Source organism: Kitasatospora sp. NPDC059146 (genome assembly GCF_042786665.1).
Classification (GTDB): Bacteria; Actinomycetota; Actinomycetes; order Streptomycetales; family Streptomycetaceae; genus Kitasatospora.
Genome location: NZ_JBHZCY010000092.1, coordinates 1 through 23,491, shown reverse-complemented (window position 1 = coordinate 23,491; position 23,491 = coordinate 1). Strand labels below are relative to the sequence as shown.

The 23,491-nt window shown below is 71.5% G+C and carries 19 protein-coding genes; 9 read left to right on the top strand and 10 right to left on the bottom strand.

Annotated features, from left to right (window positions below; translation table 11 throughout):
• Positions 1-272: 272 nt before the first annotated feature.
• Positions 273-2,495, bottom strand: coding sequence for a (Fe-S)-binding protein (locus tag ACFXPX_RS30750; RefSeq protein WP_380523851.1), 2,223 nt, complete (start codon positions 2,493-2,495; stop codon positions 273-275).
• Between the two features lie 351 nt (positions 2,496-2,846).
• Between ACFXPX_RS30750 and dnaK the strand changes: the two genes are divergently transcribed.
• The 6 genes from dnaK (at position 2,847) to ACFXPX_RS30720 (ending at position 9,652) form a co-directional block, all read left to right on the top strand.
• Positions 2,847-4,694 carry a molecular chaperone DnaK gene (gene dnaK, locus ACFXPX_RS30745; RefSeq protein WP_380523849.1) on the top strand — a complete coding sequence of 616 codons (1,848 nt, stop codon included), beginning with the start codon at positions 2,847-2,849 and terminating at the stop codon, positions 4,692-4,694.
• Positions 4,691-5,311, top strand: a complete 621-nt coding sequence (gene grpE / locus ACFXPX_RS30740) for a nucleotide exchange factor GrpE (protein WP_375882708.1) — start codon at positions 4,691-4,693, stop codon at positions 5,309-5,311. The genes dnaK and grpE overlap by 4 nt, the downstream gene beginning before the upstream one ends.
• Positions 5,312-5,534: 223 nt before the next feature.
• A complete protein-coding gene (gene dnaJ / locus ACFXPX_RS30735) occupies positions 5,535-6,692 on the top strand; it encodes a molecular chaperone DnaJ (RefSeq protein WP_375882710.1) in 1,158 nt (385 codons plus the stop codon).
• A 49-nt stretch (positions 6,693-6,741) separates the two neighbouring features.
• A complete protein-coding gene (locus ACFXPX_RS30730) occupies positions 6,742-7,254 on the top strand; it encodes a heat shock protein transcriptional repressor HspR (protein WP_375882928.1) in 513 nt (170 codons plus the stop codon).
• Positions 7,255-7,438: 184 nt separating this feature from the next.
• The gene (locus ACFXPX_RS30725) at positions 7,439-8,467 is read left to right on the top strand and encodes a hypothetical protein (protein ID WP_380644147.1); all 1,029 of its coding nucleotides are present in this window, start codon (positions 7,439-7,441) and stop codon (positions 8,465-8,467) included.
• Between the two features lie 564 nt (positions 8,468-9,031).
• Positions 9,032-9,652, top strand: coding sequence for a hypothetical protein (locus tag ACFXPX_RS30720; protein WP_380523844.1), 621 nt, complete (start codon positions 9,032-9,034; stop codon positions 9,650-9,652).
• A gap of 7 nt (positions 9,653-9,659) precedes the next feature.
• Here the strand turns inward: ACFXPX_RS30720 and ACFXPX_RS30715 are convergent, their stop codons facing one another.
• The 8 genes from ACFXPX_RS30715 to ACFXPX_RS30680 form a co-directional block, all read right to left on the bottom strand.
• A complete protein-coding gene (locus ACFXPX_RS30715) occupies positions 9,660-10,631 on the bottom strand; it encodes a LuxR family transcriptional regulator (RefSeq protein ID WP_380644146.1) in 972 nt (323 codons plus the stop codon).
• Positions 10,624-11,580, bottom strand: coding sequence for a LuxR C-terminal-related transcriptional regulator (locus tag ACFXPX_RS30710; RefSeq protein ID WP_380644145.1), 957 nt, complete (start codon positions 11,578-11,580; stop codon positions 10,624-10,626). Before ACFXPX_RS30710 ends, ACFXPX_RS30715 begins: the two co-directional genes overlap by 8 nt.
• Positions 11,573-12,535, bottom strand: coding sequence for a LuxR family transcriptional regulator (locus tag ACFXPX_RS30705; protein WP_380644144.1), 963 nt, complete (start codon positions 12,533-12,535; stop codon positions 11,573-11,575). The genes ACFXPX_RS30710 and ACFXPX_RS30705 overlap by 8 nt, the downstream gene beginning before the upstream one ends.
• Positions 12,528-13,493: a LuxR family transcriptional regulator gene (locus ACFXPX_RS30700; protein ID WP_380644143.1), complete on the bottom strand. Its 966-nt coding sequence runs from the start codon at positions 13,491-13,493 to the stop codon at positions 12,528-12,530. Before ACFXPX_RS30700 ends, ACFXPX_RS30705 begins: the two co-directional genes overlap by 8 nt.
• Positions 13,490-14,464, bottom strand: a complete 975-nt coding sequence (locus tag ACFXPX_RS30695) for a LuxR family transcriptional regulator (RefSeq protein WP_380644142.1) — start codon at positions 14,462-14,464, stop codon at positions 13,490-13,492. The genes ACFXPX_RS30700 and ACFXPX_RS30695 overlap by 4 nt, the downstream gene beginning before the upstream one ends.
• On the bottom strand, positions 14,457-15,446 hold the full coding sequence (locus tag ACFXPX_RS30690) for a LuxR family transcriptional regulator (RefSeq protein WP_380644141.1): 990 nt from the start codon (positions 15,444-15,446) through the stop codon (positions 14,457-14,459). Before ACFXPX_RS30690 ends, ACFXPX_RS30695 begins: the two co-directional genes overlap by 8 nt.
• Complete coding sequence (locus ACFXPX_RS30685) at positions 15,436-16,431, bottom strand: LuxR family transcriptional regulator (protein WP_380523836.1); 996 nt, start codon at positions 16,429-16,431, stop codon at positions 15,436-15,438. Before ACFXPX_RS30685 ends, ACFXPX_RS30690 begins: the two co-directional genes overlap by 11 nt.
• Positions 16,432-17,143: 712 nt before the next feature.
• Complete coding sequence (locus tag ACFXPX_RS30680) at positions 17,144-18,361, bottom strand: TDT family transporter (protein ID WP_380644140.1); 1,218 nt, start codon at positions 18,359-18,361, stop codon at positions 17,144-17,146.
• A gap of 70 nt (positions 18,362-18,431) precedes the next feature.
• Between ACFXPX_RS30680 and ACFXPX_RS30675 the strand changes: the two genes are divergently transcribed.
• Both ACFXPX_RS30675 and clpB read left to right on the top strand, forming a co-directional pair.
• On the top strand, positions 18,432-19,364 hold the full coding sequence (locus ACFXPX_RS30675) for a LysR family transcriptional regulator (protein WP_375882733.1): 933 nt from the start codon (positions 18,432-18,434) through the stop codon (positions 19,362-19,364).
• 165 nt (positions 19,365-19,529) lie between these two features.
• Positions 19,530-22,136 carry an ATP-dependent chaperone ClpB gene (clpB, locus tag ACFXPX_RS30670; protein WP_375882735.1) on the top strand — a complete coding sequence of 869 codons (2,607 nt, stop codon included), beginning with the start codon at positions 19,530-19,532 and terminating at the stop codon, positions 22,134-22,136.
• Positions 22,137-22,261: 125 nt separating this feature from the next.
• Here clpB and ACFXPX_RS30665 read toward each other — a convergent pair whose 3' ends face one another.
• On the bottom strand, positions 22,262-22,561 hold the full coding sequence (locus ACFXPX_RS30665) for a helix-turn-helix domain-containing protein (RefSeq protein ID WP_380523832.1): 300 nt from the start codon (positions 22,559-22,561) through the stop codon (positions 22,262-22,264).
• A gap of 335 nt (positions 22,562-22,896) precedes the next feature.
• Between ACFXPX_RS30665 and ACFXPX_RS30660 the strand changes: the two genes are divergently transcribed.
• Positions 22,897-23,451, top strand: coding sequence for a YbjN domain-containing protein (locus ACFXPX_RS30660; RefSeq protein WP_375882741.1), 555 nt, complete (start codon positions 22,897-22,899; stop codon positions 23,449-23,451).
• Positions 23,452-23,491 lie beyond the last annotated feature (40 nt).

The following is a 23,491-nucleotide window of genomic DNA, read 5'->3' as shown; positions in this document are numbered from 1 at the left end:
TCCTGAACGGGTCGCCCGGCTCGCAGCCGGTCCGGCGCCTACTGTATTTCCTTCCGACCGAATGCCCGTCCGGCGGCCGTGCGATTGACGTCACTCGCCGTCCGCCCGCCGTACCGCCGACCGTCGCCCGGGCCACCGGAAAGCCCGGCCCGGCGGGCGCGTTGGCGGCGTCCACCGGACCGGGCGGTTGTTGCAGAACTGTCGAACAGCGAACGGTGACCGCGGTGACCGCGGTGACCGCGGTTACGTGCCCACCGTCCACGCGTCCACGGCTACGCGTCCACCGTCGCGGGCTCCTCGGCCTCGGCCGGCGGGGTCGCCTTCACCGAGTCGAGCAGCAGCTGGGCCACGTCGACCACCTTGAGGTGCTCCTTGGCCGCGCCCTCGTTCTTCTTGCCGTTGACCGAGTCGGAGAGCATCACCAGGCAGAACGGGCAGGCGGTGGAGACGATGTCCGGGTTGAGCGACAGCGCCTCGTCCACGCGCTCGGTGTTGATCCGCTTGCCGATGCGCTCCTCCATCCACATCCGCGCGCCGCCGGCGCCGCAGCAGAAGCCGCGCTCCTTGTGGCGGTGCATCTCCTGCTGGCGCAGACCGGGGACCTTGTCCATGATCTCGCGCGGCGGGCTGTAGACCTTGTTGTGGCGGCCCAGGTAGCAGGGGTCGTGGTAGGTGATCAGGCCCTCGACCGGGTTGACCGGGACGAGCTTGCCCTCGTCGATCAGGTGCTGCAGCAGCTGGGTGTGGTGGATCACCTCGAAGTGCCCGCCGAGCTGCGGGTACTCGTTGGCGATGGTGTTGAAGCAGTGCGGGCAGGTGGCCACGATCCGCTTGGTCGGGGCGTCCTCCAGCGCGGCGTTCAGCGTCTCCACGTTCTGCGCGCCGAGCATCTGGAAGAGGAACTCGTTGCCCAGGCGGCGCGGGGAGTCACCGGAGCAGGTCTCCTCCTTGCCGAGGATGGCGAACTTCACGCCCGCGGTGTGCAGCAGCTCGGCGAAGGCCTTGGTGGTCTTCTTGGCGCGGTCCTCCAGGGCGCCGGCGCAGCCGACCCAGTAGAGGTACTCGACCTCGGCGGGGTCGATGTCCTCGCCGATCACCGGCACCTCGATGCCGGTCTCCTTCTTGAGCTCCTTGACCCAGTCGAGGCGGGCCTTGGTGGCCATGCCCCACGGGTTGCCCTTGTTCTCCAGGTTCTTGAGCATCGTCCCGGCCTCGGTCGGGAAGTTGCTCTCGATCATCACCTGGTAGCGGCGCATGTCGACGATGTGGTCGACGTGCTCGATGTCCACCGGGCACTGCTCGACGCAGGCGCCGCAGGTGGTGCAGGACCACAGCACGTCCGGGTCGATGACGCCGTTCTCCTCGGCGGTGCCGATCAGCGGGCGCTCGGCCTCGGCCAGGGCGGCCGCCGGGACGTCCTTGAGCTGCTCGGCGGTGGCCTGCTCGACGCCCTCCATGTCCTTGCCGCCACCGGCCAGCAGGTACGGCGCCTTGCCGTAGACGTGCTCGCGCAGGCTCATGATCAGCAGCTTGGGGGACAGCGGCTTGCCGGTGTTCCAGGCGGGGCACTGCGACTGGCAGCGGCCGCACTCGGTGCAGGTGGAGAAGTCGAGGATGCCCTTCCAGGAGAAGTGCTCGACCTGGGAGACGCCGAAGACGGCGTCGTCGGCCGGGTCCTCGAAGTCGATCGGCGCGCCCTTGCTGGTCATCGGACGGAGCCCGCCGAGCGCGGTGGCGCCGTCGTCCTCGCGCTTGAAGTAGATGTTGAAGAAGCCGAGGAAGCGGTGCCAGGCCACGCCCATCGAGGGGTTGAGGCCGATGGTGATCGCCCACGCGAACGAGATGCAGATCTTCAGCATCGCGAACAGGTAGACCAGGTTCTCCAGCGTGCCGTGCGACAGCCCGCTCAGCGCCGAGGTGATCGGGTACGAGACCAGGTGCTCCGGACCGTACGAGTCGACGCCGGCCAGGGCGCCCTCCAGGGCGCGCAGCATCAGGATGCACAGGCCGATGCCGAGGATCGTGTACTCGACGTAGAAGGCCTGCCAGGCGATCGAGCCGGCGAACCGGGACTTGCGGCCCGACCGGGACGGCAGGCTCATCAACCGGATCACGATCAGGGTGGCGATGCCCAGGGTGGTCAGGGTGCCGACCAGCTCGACGAAGAGCTGCCAGATCATCCAGTTGCCGATGATCGGCAGTTCCCACTCAGCGTCGAACAGCTGGCCCATCGCGTTGACGATGGTGAGCACCAGGCTGAAGAAGCCGACCGCGACGAACCAGTGGGCGATGCCGACGATCCCCCAGCGGTTCATCCGGGTGTGGCCGAAGAACTCGGTCGCGAGGGTCTTCACCCGCTGGGCGGGCTTGCCGAAGCGGGTGGTGTCCGGCGCGCCGGTCAGCACGACCCTGAAAATGTGCCACGCCGCACGGAGGGCGAGCGCGGTGCCGATCACGAACGTGACCAGCGAGATGACGATCGCTGCTAGTTGCATCGCTCTCCGTCTCCTGCGGCTTGCGGTTGAGCAGTGTCTGCGGTTCTGCGGTTTGCGTTCTGCGTTCTGCGGGACCGCGGTTGTCCGAGTGATTGTACTGGTCGGTAACTTGCCGGGCCGACGGCCCGGACATTACAGGTCGCCAACAGTCCTCCAGAAGGTTCCCAAGCTATGGCGGCAGTCACGTGACCGCACGCGCGCCTCCCCGGGCCACGCGCGCCGGGAACCCCCGCCCCCTCCGGACCGGCATCAGCAAAGTTGAGCGCCGAACACTCATAGCTGTTGACGATGCCCGCCGGGTCGTGCATCCTTGAGCCTGTAAAGCTCAACTCTTCCGTGGAGGTATCTACGATGGCACGCGCGGTCGGCATCGACCTCGGTACGACGAACTCGGTCGTCAGCGTTCTGGAGGGTGGCGAGCCCACCGTCATCACGAACGCCGAGGGCGCGCGGACCACGCCGTCCGTCGTCGCCTTCGCCAAGAACGGCGAGGTCCTGGTCGGCGAGGTGGCGAAGCGCCAGGCGGTCACCAACGTCGACCGCACCATCCGCTCGGTGAAGCGCCACATGGGCACCGGGTGGAAGATCAACATCGACGGCAAGGACTTCAACCCGCAGCAGATCTCGGCCTTCGTGCTGCAGAAGCTGAAGCGCGACGCCGAGGCCTACCTGGGCGAGACCGTCACCGACGCCGTCATCACCGTCCCGGCGTACTTCAACGACTCGGAGCGCCAGGCCACCAAGGAGGCCGGTGAGATCGCGGGCCTCAACGTCCTGCGCATCGTCAACGAGCCCACCGCGGCCGCCCTGGCCTACGGCCTGGACAAGGACGACCAGACCATCCTGGTCTTCGACCTCGGCGGCGGCACCTTCGACGTCTCCCTGCTGGAGATCGGCGACGGGGTCGTCGAGGTGAAGGCCACCAACGGTGACAACCACCTCGGCGGCGACGACTGGGACCAGCGCGTCGTCGACCACCTGGTCAAGGTCTTCCAGTCCGGCCACGGCGTCGACCTGTCCAAGGACAAGATGGCCCTGCAGCGTCTGCGCGAGGCTGCCGAGAAGGCCAAGATCGAGCTGTCCTCGTCCTCCGAGACCTCGATCAACCTGCCCTACATCACGGCCTCCGCCGAGGGCCCGCTGCACCTGGACGAGAAGCTCACCCGCTCCCAGTTCCAGCAGCTGACCGCGGACCTGCTGGACCGCTGCAAGGTCCCGTTCCACAACGTGATCAAGGACGCCGGCATCTCGCTCTCCGAGATCGACCACGTCGTCCTGGTCGGTGGCTCGACCCGCATGCCCGCCGTCGCCGAGCTCGTCAAGGAGCTGACCGGCGGCCAGGACGCCAACAAGGGCGTCAACCCGGACGAGGTCGTCGCCATCGGCGCCGCGCTCCAGGCCGGTGTCCTCAAGGGCGAGGTCAAGGACGTCCTGCTGCTCGACGTCACCCCGCTGTCCCTCGGCATCGAGACCAAGGGCGGCATCATGACCAAGCTGATCGAGCGCAACACCACGATCCCGACCAAGCGCTCCGAGATCTTCACCACGGCCGAGGACAACCAGCCGTCCGTGCAGATCCAGGTCTACCAGGGCGAGCGCGAGATCGCCGCGTACAACAAGAAGCTCGGGATGTTCGAGCTGACCGGCCTCCCGCCGGCGCCGCGCGGCCTGCCGCAGATCGAGGTCACCTTCGACATCGACGCCAACGGCATCATGCACGTCGGCGCGAAGGACCTCGGCACCGGCAAGGAGCAGAAGATGACCGTCACCGGCGGCTCCTCGCTGCCGAAGGACGAGGTCGACCGCATGCGCCGCGAGGCCGAGCAGTACGCCGAGGACGACCACAAGCGCCGCGAGGCCGTCGAGACCCGCAACTCCGCCGAGCAGCTCGTCTACTCGACCGAGAAGTTCATCGCCGACAACTCCGACAAGCTGCCGGCCGACGTCAAGACCGAGGTCGAGACCGCCATCGGCGAGCTCAAGGAAGCCCTCAAGGGCGAGGACATCGCGAAGATCCGCGAGGCCTCCGAGAAGGTCTCCACCACCGCCCAGAAGCTCGGCCAGGCGCTCTACGCCAACGCCGACGCCGCCGGTGCCGGTGCCGCCGCGGCCGGCGACTCCGCCCACGCCAAGGAGGACGACGTCGTCGACGCCGAGATCGTCGACGACGAGAAGCCCAAGGGCGGTGCGTCGGCATGACGGACAAGCCGCAGGGCGGCAAGCCCGGCGACGACTCCGCCGCCGAGGAGGCCGTGATCAAGGCCGCCGAGGAAGCCGCCTCGGCCGGTGCCGGCGAGACCCCCGAGGAGCTCTCCACGGCCAAGCGCGAGCTGGCCGAGCGCACCGCGGACCTGCAGCGACTGCAGGCCGAGTACCAGAACTACCGCAAGCGGGTCGAGCGCGACCGGCTGACCGTCCGCGAGATCGCGGTCTCCAACATCCTGGAGTCCCTGATCCCCGTCCTGGACGACATCGGCCGCGCCCGCGAGCACGGCGAGGTGACGGGCGGCTTCAAGTCCGTCTCCGACTCCCTGGAGATGGTCGTCGCCAAGCTGGGCCTGCAGCAGTTCGGCAAGGAGGGCGAGCCCTTCGACCCGACGCAGCACGAGGCGCTGATGCACAGCTACTCCTCGGACGTCACCGAGGACACCTGCGTCCAGATCCTCCAGCCCGGCTACCGCATCGGCGAGCGGATCATCCGCCCGGCGATGGTCGCCGTGGCCGAGCCCCAGCCCGGCACCCAGACGACGCCCGGCCCGGACGCCGACGCGAAGTCCGCCGAGAAGGACAAGTCCGACGGTGGCTCGGACAGCTGACAACCTGTGACAGCTGACAACCAGTGCGCTGCGGAGTCGTACGCCGGCCAGTACGGCGGCCGGCTCCGCAGCGCGCTGTCAGCAGCGCTTCTTCCGGCGGCTGTTGACAGCGCAGTGACGATGGACATCGGGAGGTGTCGGGAGCGGTGAGCGAGCACAGCGAGCGAACCATCGAGGGGTGCGTGAACCGCTCAGCGGCTTCCGGGCGGAGCGAGGTGGGCGCATGAGCGGCAAGGACTTTGTCGAGAAGGACTACTACAAGGTCCTCGGCGTGCCCAAGGACGCCACCGCCACCGAGATCAAGAAGACCTACCGCAAGCTGGCGCGCGAGTTCCACCCGGACGCGAACAAGGGCGACGCCAAGGCCGAGGAGCGCTTCAAGGACATCTCCGAGGCGTACGACGTCCTCTCCGACGAGAAGCGCCGCAAGGAGTACGACGAGGCCCGCAGCCTCTTCGCCAACGGCGGCTTCCGCACCGGCGGCCCCGGCGGCGCCGGTGGCTACGGCTTCGACTTCGGCGACCTCTTCAACGGCAACCAGGGCAGCGGTGGCGGCGGCGGACTCGGCGACGTCTTCGGCGGCCTCTTCAACCGCGGCGGCGCCCGGCAGGCCCAGCCCCGGCGCGGAGCCGACGTCGAGACCGAGGTGACGCTCTCCTTCGAGGAGGCCGTCGACGGCGCGACCGTCCCGCTGCGGATGACCAGCCAGGCCCCCTGCCGGCTCTGCAACGGCACCGGCGCCAAGACCGGCACCACCCCCCGGGTCTGCCCGACCTGCGTCGGCGCCGGCACCGTCAGCCGCGGCCAGGGCGCCTTCGCGCTCTCCGAGCCCTGCAAGGACTGCCGCGGCCGGGGCATGATCGTCGACGACCCGTGCCCCGACTGCCACGGCAGCGGCCGGGCCAGCTCCGCCCGCACCATGCAGGTCCGCATCCCGGCCGGCGTCCAGGCCGACCAGCGGATCCGGCTCAAGGGCAAGGGCGCCCAGGGCGAACGCGGCGGCCAGCCCGGTGACCTCTACGTCACCGTGCACGTCGACCCCCACCCGGTGTTCGGGCGCAAGGGCGACAACCTCACCGTCACCGTCCCGGTCACCTTCCCCGAGGCCGCCCTCGGCGCCACCATCGAGGTGCCCACGCTGAACGGCCCCGCCGTGAAGCTCAAGCTCCCCCCGGGCAGCGCCAACGGCCTCACCATGCGCGCCCGCGGCAAGGGCGCCACCCGCAAGGACGGCACCCGCGGCGACCTCCTCGTCACCGTCGAGGTCGTCGTCCCCCAGCACGTCGCCGGTGACGCGCTGGACGCCCTGGAGCAGTACCGCGAGGCCACCGCCTCCGACGACCCACGAGCCGCTCTCTTCCGGGCGGCGAAGGGAGCGTGACGACCAGATGTCCCCGAACCCGCTGAACCCGACGAACCCGATGGACCCGATGGCCTCCAACGGCCCGATCGGCCCGGGCCTCGGCGAAGGCCTCCCCGGCAACCCCGCCGGCGGCCGCCCCCGCCGCGCCGCGTCCGCGCCGCAGTACGTCCTCACCGAGGACACCCCGGTGTACGTCATCTCGGTCGCCGCCGAACTCTCCGGCCTCCACCCGCAGACCCTGCGCCAGTACGACCGCCTCGGCCTGGTCTGCCCCGACCGCACCGCCGGCCGCGGCCGCCGCTACTCCGCCCGGGACATCCAGCAGCTGCGCGAGGTCCAGCGGCTCTCCCAGGACGAGGGCATCAACCTGGCCGGCATCAAGCGGATCATCGAGCTGGAGAACCAGGTCAGCGCCCTCCAGTCGCGCATCACCGAACTGGCCGACTCCCTCGAAGGCGCCGCCACCGCCCTCCAGCAGCGCGAGGCCGCCGTCCACGCCTCCTACCGCCGCGACCTCGTCCCCTACCAGCCCCCCACCCCCCAATCCAGCGCCCTCGTCGTCTGGCGCCCCAAGCGCTGACCCGGGGCCCGCACCGCACCACCAGCCGCCGGCTCCCTCCTGTTCGGGGGGTGCCGGCGGCTGGCGTGTGGTGAGAGAGTGGCTGTCCGCTGGGTGGTCCGGGTCCATCAGCAGGCTCAAACCGCGCGAGCCGAACGACTCAAAACATCACACTCAATAACCCCTACAAGCTTCACCAACCGTCTTGTCCAGCAAATGGCAGGGAGAGAACATGAGCGGCCGGGAACAGGCGGGCCTTCCAGCGAGTGGATCTCGCATCCTGTCACCCGCAGCTCGAGAGCTATTCCTGGCAACCATCCAGAAGCGCGGCAAGACAATTCGGAAGGATGAAGAATCAGCCACTCGGGACGCGCTCGACGAGCTGGTGAAAATCGGACTCCTGGTTCCCGATATCGACGAGCCCGGAATGTTCGTCGCAGTCGACCCGGCTCAACTTTCCATAAGCCTCAGCCTCAGCTGGCAGCGACAGGCGCTTGATCTGCTGTCCCGCGCAATTTCAATACCCACGGAACTGAACGAGCTTTCCGAAGGATTTCACTCGCCGAGCCAAATCGGTGGCCCAATCGAATACGTCCGAGGAAAAGCGCTCATCAATCAGAGACTCCGACAGTCCACCGAGAAGGGACTATCGGAGGCACTCGCAATGCAGCCCGGTGGCCCGCGCCCGCCCGACGTACTCGCCGCAAGCGTCGAGCCCGACCTTGAGGTCCTCCGCCTTGGCGCCAGCATGCGAACCATCTATCACGCGAGCACGCGATACCACCAGCCGACCAGGGACTATGTGACCACTTTGACCGCAGCGGGGTCACAGTTCCGCACCCTGGATGAACCCTATACCAGACTCATTATCATTGACCGTCGAATAGCCGTCATTCCCGTCGCCGATGACATGAGCCTTGCGGCTTTCATATACGATCAATCCGTCATCAAATACCTCGCCGACGAGGTGTTCGAGCGCAACTGGGCCCGGGCGCTTGAATTCAGCGGAAATCGAACGGTGCCACAGGAAGTCATCTCCAGGCTCCGGCAAACGATCATCGAGCTTCTTCTCGCAGGAACAAACCATCGCGTGATCGCGCGTCGCCTAGGAATTAGCGAAAGAACCTTGGCACGCCACATAGCGGAGATGCGGGACGACTACAACGTAGATTCGCTCTTCCAGTTGGGCTACGTTCTCGGACGGTCGGCACAGGGATCCACGACTCAACCGTGACGGCATCCGGCCGCACTGGCGGGACTTGGCATCACCCGCGAATCGCCGATGACTGTCGAATCCCTTATGTCCAGTTGATGTCGTTCTGGATGAGCGCAACGGCAGCAATGCGCCCAGGAGTCACGTGTCGATCCTGAGAGAGCGAGGAGCACACGGCTGCCAGCATCGCCACACCAACGACAACCGCAAGCACGACCCTTCGGACGTGCCGCTGGATGCGAGACATCAGCCAACCACTTCCCTCAAACCACCGTATCGAACTAATCACCAGCTATGGAACGCGCGACCCCATAGTGCCGTATAGCCATGGAACAACGCCATCCCCATGCCTCATGCGTGCGTCATCTCCCTGCCAGGCATCCAGATGCCACCTCGTGAACCTGGACGTGAAGGCGTCATGCGATGGACGATCAGTTCGCTCCCGATGGTCCGGCAGGACGCCACATCTTGCCAATGTACCGTCAAATGCGAAGCCGTTCACCAGCAGCACCACTCCATAGAGCAGCCCACATTCAACGCATAGCCGACATTCTCTCCCCCGGTCGGCCTTCCCCCGGAGTCGACATGACCGAGCCCTACCTGCGTCACAACGACAGCCAGGCCCCTGAGGGTCGGCGTGCACGTGTGTTCCTGGCCGCGCCGCTGATGCGGCTGACCGGCCCCGCGGACAGCGTGGTGACGCTCGCCAGCCGGACGCGGCTGACGACGCTCCGCACCACCCTCCTGCGCAGCGGTGCCGCCGTGTACAGCGCGCACCACAGCGACGCCTGGACCGTCGCCGGCCGGGCGCCCGAGCCCCGGGTCCCCTCCGACTTCCGGGCGCTCCAGTCCGCGGACCTGGTGTTCGCCTACGTCGGCGCCCCGCTCTCGGCCGGCGTCAGCCTCGAACTCGGTTGGGCGTCGGCGCTGCGGAAGCCGATCGTCCTGCTCGTCGACGAGGCCATCACCCACAACCCGCTGATCGCCACCATCGAGCAGGTCGCCCCCGTCCTGCCGCTGGTCTTCGACGACACCTGGTCCCAGGAGGCCCTCCACCACACCGTGGAGACCGCCCTCGACTGGGCCGGCATGGCGCTCTCCCTCCGCGAGGGTTTCTGGACCGCCCCCGGCGACCGCTTCAACGTCCCCCGGCAGCAGCAGACCTCCGTTCCCGGCTACTGGCCGACCGGCGCCGCCACCGGCTGAGCAGGGCTCACCCACCGGACTCCCCCGTCCGGGCTCCCCGCATCTGCCAGCCGAGCTGGAACAGCGTCTCGGCGTCGTACACCTCACGCAGCCGGGCGATGTGACCGGCCACGGTCCGTTCGCTCAGCCCCATGCGACTGGCGATCGCCCGCTGTGTGAGACCCCCGGCGAGCAGACGCCCCACCTGCTCGTGGGCGGCCGGGGCGAGGGAACCGCCCGCGAGCGCCACCCAGTCCACCACCTCGGCCTGCTGCCACTGCTGGTCGAAGACGTCCGCGAGGTGTGCCACCACCGCCGGGTCCTCCACGACGGCGGCCACCTTGTTGTCGAGGGATGCGGGCAGCAGGGCGACGGTGCGGTCGAAGATCATGATCCGGTTGAACGGCGTGTTCAGGACCCTGATCCGGGAGCCCGCGTTCGTAGTCTGCGCTGCGAACTCGACATGGTCCGGATCCATCCGGGCCTGCGGACCGTAGAGCGTCCGGATCGACCCGCCGAAGTCGACGTAACGGCGTGTCTGCACCAGCGAGTCCACTCGGTGCGCCGGCGGGTGGATCCTGTCCGGCTGGGCTGCCAGCGCCTCGTGCGGGTAGTCCCGGATGCACTGGGCGATCACGTGCCGAATCTGGTCGAACCCCACCGCCCGACGAGTCCCACCAATGGGGTTGGCGCGACGGGGCGCGGTGTCGTAAGCCTGGGTCAGATCGTCCAGCAGGTCCGGAACGGCGGCGGCCCGGGCGAGGAGACGGGCGCTCTCCTCCCGCAGGTCCGCACCGATGCGCTCGCCTACAGCGCGGGGGTTCACCGTGCTGTAGGACCCGTCCGCTGCGCGGAGGACGAGCAGGCCGAGGTCGGCGAGCTGCTTCACGGCAGCCTCGTCCTCGGGGCGGATCTCATCGATGCGGATCCGGCCGCCCTCCCCGAGGATCGCGCGGTAGAGCTCGCGGGCGCCCTCATCGAGCAGGTCGGATTCAGGCATCACGGGATCCGCGCATCTGCCAGCCGAGCTGGAACAAGGTCTCGGCGTCGTACAGCTCCCGGAGGCGCGCGATGTGACCGGCCACCGTGCGCTCGCTCAAGCCGAGGCGGGTGGCGATCGCGCGCTGGGTCAGCCCTCGCGCCAGCAGGCGGCCCACCTGCTCTTGGGCGGAAGGCGAACTGCCCGCCGCCAGTGACGCCCAGTCCACCACCTCGGCCTGCTGCCACTGCTGGTCGAAGACGTCCGCGAGGTGTGCCACCACCGCCGGGTCCTCCACGACGGCGGCCACCTTGTTCTCCGGGGCTGCGGGCAGCAGGGCGACGGTGCGGTCGAAGATGATGATCCGGTTGAACGGCGCGTCCAGGACACGGACCTGCGAGCCCGCCTTCGTGGCTTCCGCAGCGAACTCGAAGTGCTCCCGGTCCGACCGGGCCTGCGGGCCGTAGAGCGTACGGACCGTGCCGCCGCGCTCGATGTAGCGCCGTGTGTGGGCCAGCGAGTCATCCCGGTGGGCCCGGGGATGCACCGGGCCCGGTTGAGCGGCCAGCAACCCGTGCGGGTGGTCCCTGACGAACTGGCCGATCAGGTGCCGGATCTGCTCCAGTCCCGCCACCCGCCGTACGCCTCCGCCCGACGCGGCGCGACGGGGCGCGGTGTCGTAGGCCTGGGTCAGGTCGTCCAACAGGTCCGGGACGGCGGCGGCCCGGGCGAGGAGGCGGGCGCTCTCCTCCCGCAGGTCCGCACCGATGCGCTCGCCGACGGCCCGCGGGTTCACCGCGCTGTAGGTGCCGTCGGCGGTGCGGAGGACGAGCAGGCCGAGGTCCGCGAGCTGTTGGACGGCGGCCTCGTCCTCGGGGCGGACCTCGCCGACGCGGATCCGGCCGCCCTCGGCCAGGATCGCCCGGTAGAGCTCACGGGCGGCGGCGTCGGGCAGGTCGGGGTCAGGCACTGCGGGCTCCCCTCATCTGCCAGCCGAGCTGGAACAGCGTCTCGGCGTCGTACAGCTCCCGGAGGCGCGCGATGTGACCGGCGACGGTGCGCTCGCTCAGGCCCATGCGGGTGGCGATGGCGCGCTGGGTCAGGCCTCGGGCGAGCAGACGGCCGACCTGCTCGTGGGCGGCGGCTTCGGTGGAACCGTCTGCGAGGGCGGCCCAGTTGACGCCTTCGGCCTGTTGCCAGTGCGTCTCGAAGTCCTGCACCAGGAAGTCGACCACGGCCGGGTCCTCGATGAAGGCCGCGCTGCTGTCGTCCGGGGCGGCGGGGATCACGGCGACGGTCCGGTCGAGGATCATCAGCTGTCGGAACGGGACGGGCAGGACCCGGATGTGGCAGCCGGCCTCCGTCAGTCGCGCGGCGATCCGAACCGTCGGACCGTCGAGCCGGGCCGCGACCTCGTAGATCGTGCGCAGTGTGCCGCCCGCCTCGGCGTAGCGGCGGGCGTGCGCCACGATGTCGTCCGCGGCCTCGGCCGGCCTGGCACCGCCCGGGCGCAGGGACAGGGCCTCGTTGCCCAGCTCTTCGACGAGTTGGGAGACCCGGTGCCGGATGTTCGCGTGTCCGTGGACGATCTGGGTGGCCCCGGCACCGTCGTGGCGTCGCGGAGCGCTGTCGTAGGCGGCGGCCAGGTCGTCGAGGAGGTCGGGCACTTCCTCCGCCTGGACCAGCATGCGGGTACCGGCCGCCCGCAACTCGGCCGCGATCCGCGTGGTGACCGTGCGCGGATTGACCGCGCTGAGCACGCCGTCCGAGGCGTACAGCTTCAACAGGCCGGTTTCCAACAGGGTCTGAACGGTGTCGGCGGCCTGCCCGGGGATGTCGGCGATCCGGAGCCGCCCGCCGTCCTCCAGGATCGCGCGGTAGAGCTCGCGGGCGGCATCGGGCAGGTCGAGTACAGGCTCAGGCATCGCGGGCTCCCCTCATCTGCCAGCCGAGCTGGAACAGCGTCTCGGCGTCGTACAGCTCGCGGAGGCGGGCGATGTGGCCGGCGACGGTGCGCTCGCCGAGGCCCAGGCGGGTGGCGATCGAGCGCTGGGTGAGGCCCTGGGCGAGCAGGCGGGCGATCTGGTCACGGAGGTCCGATTCCGGTGCGCCGCCGTCCAGGGACGCCCAGTCGACACTGTCGGACCGCTGCCACAGCTGTTCGAAGGCCTCGACGATGAAGGCCACCGTCGCCGGGTCGTCGACCACGGCGGCGCTGCTGAGGTCAGGCTCTGCGGGGATGACGGCAACGGTCCGGTCGAAGACCAGGAAGCGCTTGAACGGGCGGTCGAGCACCCGGATCGCGCAGCCCTGTGCGGTGGCTGCCGCTGCGTACGTCACGGCCCCGGGGTCGGTGCGGGCACCGAGCTCGAACAGACAGTGGATGGCACCGCCGCGTTCGAGGTAGCGGCGGGTGCGGGCGAGGGATTCGGCGAGCTGGCCGGCGTCTCGTGCGGCGCCGGGCTGGGCGCTCAGGGCTTCGCTGGCGAACTCCTGGGTCAGTTGCTCGACTTCGTGCCGGATCTCGGCCTTTCCGGTGATGACCCGGGCCCGGCCCAGGCCCGGCTCCCGGCGCGGTGCGGTGTCGTAGGCACGGGTGAGGTCGCGCAGCTGCTCGGGGACCTGGTCGGCCTCGGCAAGGAGCCGGGCACCGGCCCTGCGGATGTCGGCGCCAATGCGTTCGACGACCGCCCGGGGGTCGACGGCGCTGTACGAGTTGTCGACCAACTGCGGTACCAGCAGCCCCAGTTCCACCAGCCGTCCGAGTGCTTCCCGGTCACCCGCGCCGACCTCCTCGGCGCGGATGCGGCCGCCCTCGCGCAGGACGGCGAGGTAGAGGGCGCGGGCGGCGGCGTCCGGGAGGGCGATGCCCAGGTCGGTCATGGCCGTTCACCCCGCATCTGCCAGCCGAGCTGGAACAGCGTCTCGGCGTCGTGCAGCTCGCGCAGGCGGGCGATGTGACCGGCGACGGTGCGCTCGCTCAGGCCCATGCGGGTGGCGATGGCGCGCTGGGTGAGCCCTCGGGCCAGCAGGCGGCCCACCTGCTCGTGGACGGCGGAGTCGAGGGACCCGTCGTCCAGTGCAGCCCAGTTGACGCCTTCGGCCTGCTGCCAGAGCGTCTCGAAGGTGTCGACCACGAAGGCGACCGTCGCGGGGTCGTCGACCACGGCGGCGGTGCTGTAGTCGGCGGCGGCGGGAATGATGGCGACGGTGCGGGCGAAGACCAGGAAGCGCCTGAACGGTACGGCGAGGACTCGGGTGGTGGCGCCCAGCTGGGACACCTGGGCAGCGAAGCGGACGGTCGGCGGGTCGTACTTGGCCGAGACCTCGTAGAGGGAGCGCACGGTGCCGCCGCGTTCGTGGAAGCGGCGGGCGCGCTGCAGCGAGTCGGGCAGTTCGGCTACGGGGCGGGGGCCGCCCGGCTGGGCGGCCATGCTTTCACCGGTGAACGCCTGGCTGAGCTGCTCGACCTCGTGCCGGATCTCCTCCCTCCCGGTCACGTAGCGCACCCCGGTCGTTTCGCTCCGCCGCTTCGGGCTGGTGTCGTACGCACGGGTGAGTTCGCCCATGAGTTCCGGGAGTTGTTCGGCCTTCGCGAGCAGCCGGGCGCTCTGCAGCCGGATCTCGGTGCCGATCCGCTCGGTGGCGACCCGAGGGTCCACCGCGCTGTACGAAGCGTCCTGCAACTGCGGTACCAACAGACCGAGTTCCACCAGCCGTCCGAGTGCCTCCCGGTCACCCGCGCCGACCTCCTCGGCGCGGATGCGGCCGCCCTCGCGCAGGACGGCGAGGTAGAGGGCGCGGGCGGCGGCGTCCGGGAGGGTGGCGGCGAGGAGGGTGGTGGGGTCAGCCATGGCGTTCCCCGCGGAGGTACCAGCCGAGGTGGAAGAGGGTCTGGGCGCCGTAGCGCTCGCGGAGGCGGGCGATGTGGCCGGCGACGGTGCGTTCGCTGAGGCCGAGGCGGGTGGCGACGGCGCGCTGGGTGAGGCCGCGGGCGAGCAGCCGGCCGATGCGCACGGTGGTGGGGTGGGGGGCGCCGAGGTTGCGGTCGGCGGGGGTGGCGCGGGTCCAGTCGCGTTCGAACTGGGCGACCAGGTAGGCGACGGTGGTGCGGTCGGTGACGACGGTGGCGCGGTTGCGGTCCTCGACGGCGGGGATGACGGCCACCGAGCGGTCGAAGACCAGCACCCGTTCGTACGGTTCGGCGAGCACCCGGGCCTCGGCGCCCTCGCCGCTGCGGAGGGCGACCTGGCGCAGGGTGGCGGGGTCGTCGAGGGCGCCGGGCTGGTGGAGGGTGCGCATCGAGCAGCCGCGCCGGAGCAGGGCGAGGTCCTGGGCGAGGCTGGTCTGGAGGGCCTCGGCGGAGTGGTGGCCGGGTCGGGCGGCGAGGAACTCCTCCTGGCACTCGGCGATGAGTTCGGAGATGCACTGGCGGACGGCGGCGGCACCAACGCCGGCCCCGCCCGCACCGGCACCGGCCCCGCCCCCACCGCCGTCGAGCCGGGCAGCGTCGCCAGCCCCCTCCTCCCCGGACCCGGACGGCCGGTGGAGCGCCTCGTAGGCCTGGGAGAGCGGCTGGAGGGTCCCCGGCAGCCGCTCGGCGTGCACCAGCAGGCGGGTGGCCCGGAGGCGGAGTTCGGTGCCGAGCCGGTCGCCGAGGGCGCGCGGGTTGGCGGCGGTGTAGCCGGTGGCGGTCGGGGTGAGGAGTCCGCGGGCGACGAGGGCCGCGACGGTGGCGCGGTCGGCGGGGGCGAGGTCCTCGGGGCGCAGCCGGCCGCCGGCGCGGACGACGTCGAGGTAGAGGGCGCGCTCGGCCGGGCCGGGCTCATCGGTCATCGCGGGCGCCTCTCATCAGCCAGCCGAGCTGGAAGAGGGTCTGGGCGCCGTACCGGTCGCGCAGGCGGGAGATGTGGCCGGCGACGGTGCGTTCGCTGAGGCCGAGGCGGGTGGCGACGGCGCGCTGGGTGAGGCCGCGGGCGAGCAGGCGGCCGACCCGGTCGGGGATGGTGCGGGCGGGGCCCTGGCCGAGGGCGGCGGCGGCCTCGGCGGTGTCGGCGCGGGCCCAGTCGCGTTCGAAGCCGCCGATCAGGAAGGCGAGGGTGGCCGGGTCGCTGATGAACGCGGCGGTGCTGTTGTCGTCGTTGGCGGAGATGACGGCGACGCTGCGGTCGAAGACGATCAGGCGCTGGAAGGGTTCGTCGAGGACGCGGATCTGCGAGCCGTGCCGGGTGACCTTCTCGGCGTAGGCGAGGGCGGCCGGTTCGACGAGGGCGACGGGCTGGTAGACGGTGCGCAGGGAGCAGCCGCGCTGGAGGAGTTGGACGTCCTGGGCAAGGGCGACCTGGAGGGTGTCGGCGGGGCGGTGGCCGGGTTGGGCGGTGAGGACCTCGGAGCGGCAGTCGGAGACCAGTTGGGAGATCCGCTGGCGGATGTGGACGTGGCCCTCGACGTAGACCGCGCCGCCGGAGGTGCCGGACGGGCGGGGCATCGCGTCGTAGGCGCGGGTGAGGCCGTCGAGGGCGCCGGGGAGGTTCTCGGCGCGGACCAGCAACCGGGTTGCCTCGCTGCGGAGTTCGGCGCCGACCCGGTCGCTGACGGAGCGCGGGCTGACGGCGGTGTAGCAGCGGTCCATCCGGTTGACCATGACCAGGCCGATGTCGAGGAGCTGCCGCAGCGCGGCCCGGTCGGCGTCGGTGACGTCGGCGAACGGGATGCGGCCGCCTTCGGCGATGACCGCGAGGTAGAGCTGTCGGGCGGCCTCGTCGGGCTCCTCGCCCTCGGGTACCGCCTGGTGCGGCGCGACCGCCGGTTCCGCCGTCACGTCGTACTCTCCCTGCCGGACGCCTCTCCCCTTGCTGTCCCGGTCCGTACGCGCGGGGCCGCGGGTTGCGCGGTCCGCGGGCACCGGTGGCCGGGCGTCTCACGCTACCGGTCGGACGGCGGGCCCCCGGGTCCGGGTGCCGTCGCACACGGGGTCCCGGGGGCCGCCATCGGTACGCCAGGTCAGGGCGATTCCGTCGAGGCGGAGCAGCAACGCCTCGCCGGTACCGGTTCGGGCTCCATCACCACACATGGATCCCGGCCGGGGCTCTTCCCCCCCGTTCCACGCGTGCGGGACGTTGCCCGCGTGGTCAGTTCTGAAGAGCTGGTCGCCACCATCGGACTGCGGTGCCCGGACGACCTGGCGTACCTCCACCTTCACAGTGTGACGGCCGGTGAACAAGTGCCGCCCGAGTGCAGGTTCACGCAATTGCAGCTATCTGCATCCCGCAGCGGGCGCGGGGCCGCGGGCGGGGGCGGGGATTCCGGTAAAGGCCGAGGCCAGCGGGGGGTACGGGCGGCGCGCGGCGGTCGGCCGGGCACCGCCATCGTGCAGCTGCGCGTTCCTGCAACGGCGGCGTGCTCCTGAGTGCGGCGGCCGCCGTGCGGGTCGTCGCAGCTCAGCCCGCACTGCGGCCGACCGGGCTAGCGGCAGACCGGCAGACCGACCCACCGGCAGACCGGCAGACAGCACCCCGCCCCGCCGCCCCGGCTCAGCGCGCCAGCAGCCGTCCGCGCAGCAGCCCGGTGGCCGTGCCGGTCGCGGCGAGCGCCCAGGCGGTGCCGAGCAGCAGGTAGAGCCCGACGGAGAGCCCGGTGAAGCCGCCGAAGCCGGTGTGCCGGGCGAGCGCGGCGGCGCCGGTGACGCAGGTGCCGACCGGGAAGGTGAACGCCCACCAGGTCATCGCGAACGGCATCCCGGCCCGCCGGGCGCGCAGGTTGGCGGTCAGCGCGACGGCCAGCCAGAGCATCGCGACGCCGATCACGGCGACCCCGTACAGCTCGGCCAGCGGCAGCAGGACGGGCGCCAGCGCGGGCAGCACCGGGCGGGCCGCGTCGGCGAGCTGGTGGATCGCGGTGACGGACTGGCCGAGCGGGCCGAGCACCAGGAACAGCGCGGGGGTGAGCACCAGGGTGGGCAGCTTGCTGTGGAACAGGCCGGTGAAGACCACGGGCAGCAGCACCAGGGTGGCCAGCAGGCCGATCCCGAACAGCGCCCAGCAGCCGTACAGCATGGCCTCCTGCGGCGTTCCGGCGGGCAGGTGGGGGACGAGGGCCGGGCCGCAGGCGGAGGCGACCAGCGGGGCGACCACGGGCAGCAGCCAGGTCGGGTTGGCCTCCAGGGCGGACACCCGGTGCCGGGTGATCATCAGGTACGGGATGCCGGCCGCGACGGTCAGCGCGTAGAGCGTGCCGACACCCCACAGCACGGCGTCCAGGGCGACGGCGGGCCCGGTGCCGATCACCCGGGAGCCGAGCAGCAGGGTGCCGAGGCCGACCGCCAGCAGGGCCATCGGCGGGCAGCCGTAGAAGACGGCGGTGGCCGGGTTGTCCAGCAGCTGGGCGCGGGCCGCTTCGCGGTGCCGGGTGAGGTGCACCAGGCGGGCGCCGGCCAGCAGCACCAGGGCCGTCACGCCGAGCGCCCACATCACCTCGCCGAAGCCGATCAGCCCGGGCAGCTGGACCGGCAGGGCGGCGGCGCCGTTGGCCACGATCGCGGTGCCCATCACGGCGGCGTACCAGTTGGGGCCGAGCTGGGCCAGGTCGAGGCGGGAGAGCCGGGAGAGCGGGGAGAACCGGGAGCCGTGGGAGCCGTGGGAGTCGCGGGAGGGCCCGGAAGGGCGGAGGGGACGGGACGGCCGGGGCTGCTCGGAGGAGCGGGCAGGAGCGGCGGGGCTGGTGAGCGGGCGGACATCGGCCGAGGTGGACATGGTTCCACCGTCGCCGAGCGGCCCGGCCGCCGGTAGCGCCGCGGGTTCTATGAGGGCATAGCCTGAACCTATGCCCCTCTCTCCGCACGTCCCCGAACTGGGCGCCCTGGAACTGCTGCTCGCGGTGGCCCGGCTGGGCAGCGTCGGCCGGGCCGCGGCCGAGCTGGGCGTGAGCCAGCCGACCGCGAGCGCCCGGATCAAGGGCATGGAGCGGCAGATCGGCGTCCCGCTGCTGGAGCGCTCGCCCCGGGGCAGCCGGCCGACCCAGGCGGGGCGGCTGGTGGTCGAGTGGGCCCGCCAGGTGGTGGAGGCGGCGCAGGCACTGGACGCCGGGATCGACGCGCTGCGCGAACGGCGGGACGCCAAGCTGCGGGTGGTGGCCAGTCTGACCGTCGCCGAGTACCTGATGCCGGGCTGGCTGCTGGCACTGTCCGAGGCCAGTCCGGGGACGGCGGTGACGCTGCGGACGGCGAACTCGGCGGAGGTCGCCGGGCACGTGCTGGCCGGGGACGCCGACCTCGGCTTCGTCGAGGGTCCGACCACCCCGCCCGGACTGGCCGGCGCGGTGGTGGCGGCGGACCGGCTGGTGGTCGTGGTGGCGCCCGGCCACCGCTGGGCGCGTCGCCGCACGCCGCTGACCGGGGCGGAGCTGGCGGCCACCCCGCTGGTGCTGCGCGAGCCCGGCTCGGGCACCCGGGAGGTGCTGGAGGCGGCGCTGGCACCGTACGGGGGCGCCGTGCAGCCCCGGATGGAGCTGGCCTCGTCCACGGCGTTGAAGGGGGCGGCGATGACCGGGGCGGGGCCGGTCTGCCTGAGCGAGCTGGCGGTGGTGGAGGAGCTGGCCACCCGGCGGCTGGTCGAGGTGCCGCTGGCGGAGGAGCTGGACCTGCGGCGGCCGCTGCGCGCGGTGTGGCCGGCCGGGCAGCGGCCGGGCGGGCCGGCCCGGGAGCTGCTGGGCCTGACCCGGCGCAGCGTCCGCCAGCACCTGCGGCGGAAGGGCTGAGCCCCGCAGGGCCCCCGGGCCTCGGCCCAGGCCCGAACCCCGGCACACCGGCTCCGGCTCCGGCTCCGCGAGAAGCCTTCGCTCGAAAGTTGAGCGGAGTACACTCAACTTAGTGCATGCTGTACCCAGCAGCAGTGAAGGACGACGAGGGAGGATCCCCCAGCAGTGGACGCCAGCAAGTTCACCACCAAGACCCAGGACGCCCTGTCCGCCGCGATCCGGCAGGCGGGCGGCGCAGGCAATCCGGACGTCAGGCCGGTGCACATCCTGATCGCCCTGCTGGAGCAGCCCGAGGGCATCGCCCGGCCCCTGCTGGAGGCGGTCGGGGCGGCCCCCGGCCGGGTCGACGCCGAGGCGCGCCGCCAGCTGACGGCACTGCCCAGCGCGACGGGCTCGACGGTCTCCGCCCCGCAACTGGCCCGGGACACCCTGGCCGTGCTCACCGAGGCCGGCCGCCGCGCGGACGACCTGGACGACCAGTACGTCTCCACCGAGCACCTGCTGGTCGGCCTGGCCGCCGAGGGCGGGGCGGTCGCCGAGCTGCTGGCGCAGCAGGGCGCGACGCCCAAGGCGCTGCTCGCCGCCTTCAAGGACGTCCGCGGCAGCGGCCGGGTGACGTCGCCGGATCCGGAGGGCACCTACAAGGCCCTGGAGAAGTACGGCACCGACCTCACCCAGGCCGCCCGGGACGGCAAGCTCGACCCGGTGATCGGCCGGGACCACGAGATCCGCCGGGTGGTCCAGGTGCTCTCCCGCCGGACGAAGAACAACCCGGTGCTGATCGGCGAGCCCGGCGTCGGCAAGACGGCCGTGGTCGAGGGCCTGGCCCAGCGGATCGTGGCCGGTGACGTACCGGAGTCGCTGCGCGGCAAGCGGCTGGTCTCGCTGGACCTCAGCGCGATGGTGGCCGGCGCCAAGTTCCGCGGCGAGTTCGAGGAGCGCTTGAAGGCCGTCCTGAACGACATCAAGTCCTCCGACGGCCAGGTCGTCACGTTCATCGACGAGCTGCACACCATGGTCGGCGCGGGCGCCGGCGGCGACTCCGCGATGGACGCGGGCAACATGCTCAAGCCGATGCTGGCCCGCGGCGAGCTGCGGATGGTCGGCGCCACCACGCTGGACGAGTACCGCGAGCGGATCGAGAAGGACCCGGCCCTGGAGCGCCGCTTCCAGCAGGTGCTGGTCGGCGAGCCCAGCGTCGAGGACTCGATCGCCATCCTGCGCGGCCTCAAGGGCCGGTACGAGGCGCACCACAAGGTGCAGATCTCGGACGCCGCCCTGGTCGCCGCGGCCACCCTGTCCAACCGCTACATCACCTCCCGCTTCCTGCCCGACAAGGCGATCGACCTGGTCGACGAGGCGGCCTCCCGGCTCCGGATGGAGATCGACTCCTCCCCGGTCGAGATCGACGAACTCCAGCGCTCCGTCGACCGGTTGCGGATGGAGGAGCTGGCCCTGGAGAAGGAGTCGGACCCGGCCTCGGTCGACCGCCTCGCCCGGCTGCGGCGCGATCTCGCCGACAAGAACGAGCAGTTGAGCGTGCTGACGGCGCGCTGGGAGCAGGAGAAGAAGAGCCTCAACCGGGTCGGCGAGCTCAAGGAGCGGCTGGAGGGCCTGCACGGCGCGCTCGAACGGGCCCAGCGCGACGGGGACTTCGAGCGGGCGTCCAAGCTGATGTACGCCGAGATCCCGGCCGCCGAGACCGAGCTCACCGAGGCCCAGGAACGCGCCGCGGACCAGGACGCCTCAGCCTCGATGGTCAAGGAGGAGGTCGGCCCGGACGACGTGGCCGACGTGGTCGCCTCCTGGACGGGCATCCCGGCCGGCCGGCTGCTGGAGGGCGAGAGCGCCAAACTCCTGCGCATGGAGGAGGAGTTGGGCCGGCGCCTGATCGGCCAGGCGGAGGCGGTGCAGGCCGTCTCGGACGCGGTGCGGCGCACCCGCTCGGGCATCGCCGACCCGGACCGCCCGACCGGCTCCTTCCTGTTCCTCGGCCCGACGGGCGTCGGCAAGACCGAACTCGCCAAGGCCCTGGCCGACTTCCTCTTCGACGACGAGCGGGCGATGGTCCGGATCGACATGAGCGAGTACGGCGAGAAGCACTCGGTCTCCCGCCTGGTCGGCGCCCCGCCCGGGTACGTCGGCTACGAGGAGGGCGGCCAGCTCACCGAGGCGGTCCGCCGCCGCCCGTACAGCGTGGTGCTGCTGGACGAGGTGGAGAAGGCCCACCCCGAGGTCTTCGACGTGCTGCTCCAGGTGCTGGACGACGGCCGGCTCACCGACGGCCAGGGCCGCACGGTGGACTTCCGCAACGCGATCCTGATCCTCACCTCCAACCTGGGCTCGCACCACCTCGTCGACCCGGCCACCCCGGAGGACCGGAAGAAGGCCCTGGTGCTGGACGCCGTCCGGGCCGCGTTCAAGCCGGAGTTCCTCAATCGGCTGGACGACATCGTGGTCTTCGACCCGCTGGGCACCGCCGAGCTCAGCCGGATCGTCGACCTCCAGGTCGCCCGCCTCGCCGAGCGGCTGCGCGAGCGGCGGCTCACCCTGGAGGTCTCCGCGGCGGCCCGCGACTGGCTGGCGCTCACCGGGTACGACCCGGCGTACGGCGCCCGCCCGCTGCGCCGGCTGGTGCAGTCCGCGATCGGCGACCAGCTCGCCCGGGCGATCCTCTCCGGCCAGGTGCACGACGGGGACACCGTCCTGGTCGAGCGGGACGAGGAGGGCGACCGGCTCACCGTCCGCGGCCGGGGCCCGCTGGAGAAGTAACCGCCGGCCCCGCCCGTCACCGGCACCGCCCGTCACCGGCGCCGCCGGCCCACGGCCGTCCCCCCGCCCGCGCGAGGGGGCGGCCGCCGGGCACCCGCTCAGTACCCCGGCGCCCCGACACCCGCTCAGTACCCCGGCACCCGCTCGGTCCCCGGGGCCCGCTGCTCCCGCCGCGTGCGGTCCCGCCAGGCGCGGGCCATCCGGTGCAGCTCGGCGCCCTGGGACTCCGGGAGGCTCCAGGTCTGGGTGAGCAGCCGCAGGGTGGACACCCGCGGGCAGGACACCCCCCGCTCCAGGTCGCGGATCGACCGCACGCTCAGCCCCGAGGCCTCCCCCAACTGCTCCTGCGTCATCCCCCGGTCCAGCCGGATGTTCCGCAGCAACGCCCCGAGCGAGGCGCCCTCCCCCGTCACCGTACGCTCCATCCCCGTTCCCCCTTCGGTCCAAAACGTCTCAACTCGCCCGGGAGGAAAGGCCTTTGCCCCGGGCCAGTTCCGTCGCACGCTAACCGCATCCGGCGCGTACGGCAGGCGAACCCGGGCGCCGGGCGCGTGACTTGGCTCACGCGCGCGCCGGGCGTGCGACGAGGCCGCCGCACCCCGGGCACCGTGCGTGACGGAGGCCCCCGGACCCCCCGGGACGAAGATCGACGCGCCCCCGCCGCCCCTGTGAGCGGAGCCCCGGATGAGGCAGGATGGGAGGTGGAAAGGGCGGCCTCTCATTGCCGGCCACCACGTGCACTGAGGAAGAGGGACCCCCCATGAGCATCGACCCGTCGTCCATCCCGTCGTTCGGCGTGCCCCAGGGCGGCCAGCCCGGTGGCCAGGGTGGCCGACCGGCCGGCCCTCCGCCGATCGTCGTCCCGGACCAGGCCCTGGTCGCCCAGCTGCTCGACCAGATGCAGCTCAAGCACGTCGTGGACGAGGAGGGCGACCTCACCGCCCCCTGGGAGGGTTTCCGCGTCTACTACATGTTCCGCGGCGAGCAGAAGGAGCTCTTCGCGGTCCGTGCCTTCTACGACCGCGCGTACCCGCTGGAGAAGAAGGGCGAGATCCTCGACCTGATCGACGAGTGGAACCGCGAGACCCTCTGGCCCAAGGTGTACACCCACACCCACGAGGACGGCGTGGTCCGCCTGATCGGCGAGGTCCAGATGATCGTCGGCAACGGCGTCAACCTGGACTACTTCGTCACCACCACCGCGAACTGGACCCAGGCCGCGGTCGGCTTCGAGCAGTGGATCGTCGAGCGCCTCGGCCTGCAGAACGAGATCGAGGGCGAGGACGGCGACAGCGAGGGCGGCGAGGAGGCCTGACCGAGGCCCCGGCACACACCCCTGCGGCCCGGCCCCCGGC

Excerpts from the sequence above, each read along its gene's own strand:
- ACFXPX_RS30665 (WP_380523832.1), bottom strand. The coding sequence starts at position 22,561 with ATGGAGCGTACGGTGACGGGGGAGGGCGCCTCGCTCGGGGCGTTGCTG.
- ACFXPX_RS30720 (WP_380523844.1), top strand. The coding sequence starts at position 9,032 with ATGACCGAGCCCTACCTGCGTCACAACGACAGCCAGGCCCCTGAGGGT.
- ACFXPX_RS30715 (WP_380644146.1), bottom strand. The coding sequence starts at position 10,631 with ATGCCTGAATCCGACCTGCTCGATGAGGGCGCCCGCGAGCTCTACCGC.
- ACFXPX_RS30695 (WP_380644142.1), bottom strand. The coding sequence starts at position 14,464 with ATGGCTGACCCCACCACCCTCCTCGCCGCCACCCTCCCGGACGCCGCC.
- ACFXPX_RS30750 (WP_380523851.1), bottom strand. The coding sequence starts at position 2,495 with ATGCAACTAGCAGCGATCGTCATCTCGCTGGTCACGTTCGTGATCGGC.
- ACFXPX_RS30730 (WP_375882928.1), top strand. The coding sequence starts at position 6,742 with ATGGCCTCCAACGGCCCGATCGGCCCGGGCCTCGGCGAAGGCCTCCCC.
- ACFXPX_RS30660 (WP_375882741.1), top strand. The coding sequence starts at position 22,897 with ATGAGCATCGACCCGTCGTCCATCCCGTCGTTCGGCGTGCCCCAGGGC.
- dnaK (WP_380523849.1), top strand. The coding sequence starts at position 2,847 with ATGGCACGCGCGGTCGGCATCGACCTCGGTACGACGAACTCGGTCGTC.
- ACFXPX_RS30680 (WP_380644140.1), bottom strand. The coding sequence starts at position 18,361 with ATGTCCACCTCGGCCGATGTCCGCCCGCTCACCAGCCCCGCCGCTCCT.
- ACFXPX_RS30705 (WP_380644144.1), bottom strand. The coding sequence starts at position 12,535 with ATGCCTGAGCCTGTACTCGACCTGCCCGATGCCGCCCGCGAGCTCTAC.
- grpE (WP_375882708.1), top strand. The coding sequence starts at position 4,691 with ATGACGGACAAGCCGCAGGGCGGCAAGCCCGGCGACGACTCCGCCGCC.
- dnaJ (WP_375882710.1), top strand. The coding sequence starts at position 5,535 with ATGAGCGGCAAGGACTTTGTCGAGAAGGACTACTACAAGGTCCTCGGC.
- ACFXPX_RS30675 (WP_375882733.1), top strand. The coding sequence starts at position 18,432 with ATGCCCCTCTCTCCGCACGTCCCCGAACTGGGCGCCCTGGAACTGCTG.
- ACFXPX_RS30690 (WP_380644141.1), bottom strand. The coding sequence starts at position 15,446 with ATGACCGATGAGCCCGGCCCGGCCGAGCGCGCCCTCTACCTCGACGTC.
- ACFXPX_RS30700 (WP_380644143.1), bottom strand. The coding sequence starts at position 13,493 with ATGACCGACCTGGGCATCGCCCTCCCGGACGCCGCCGCCCGCGCCCTC.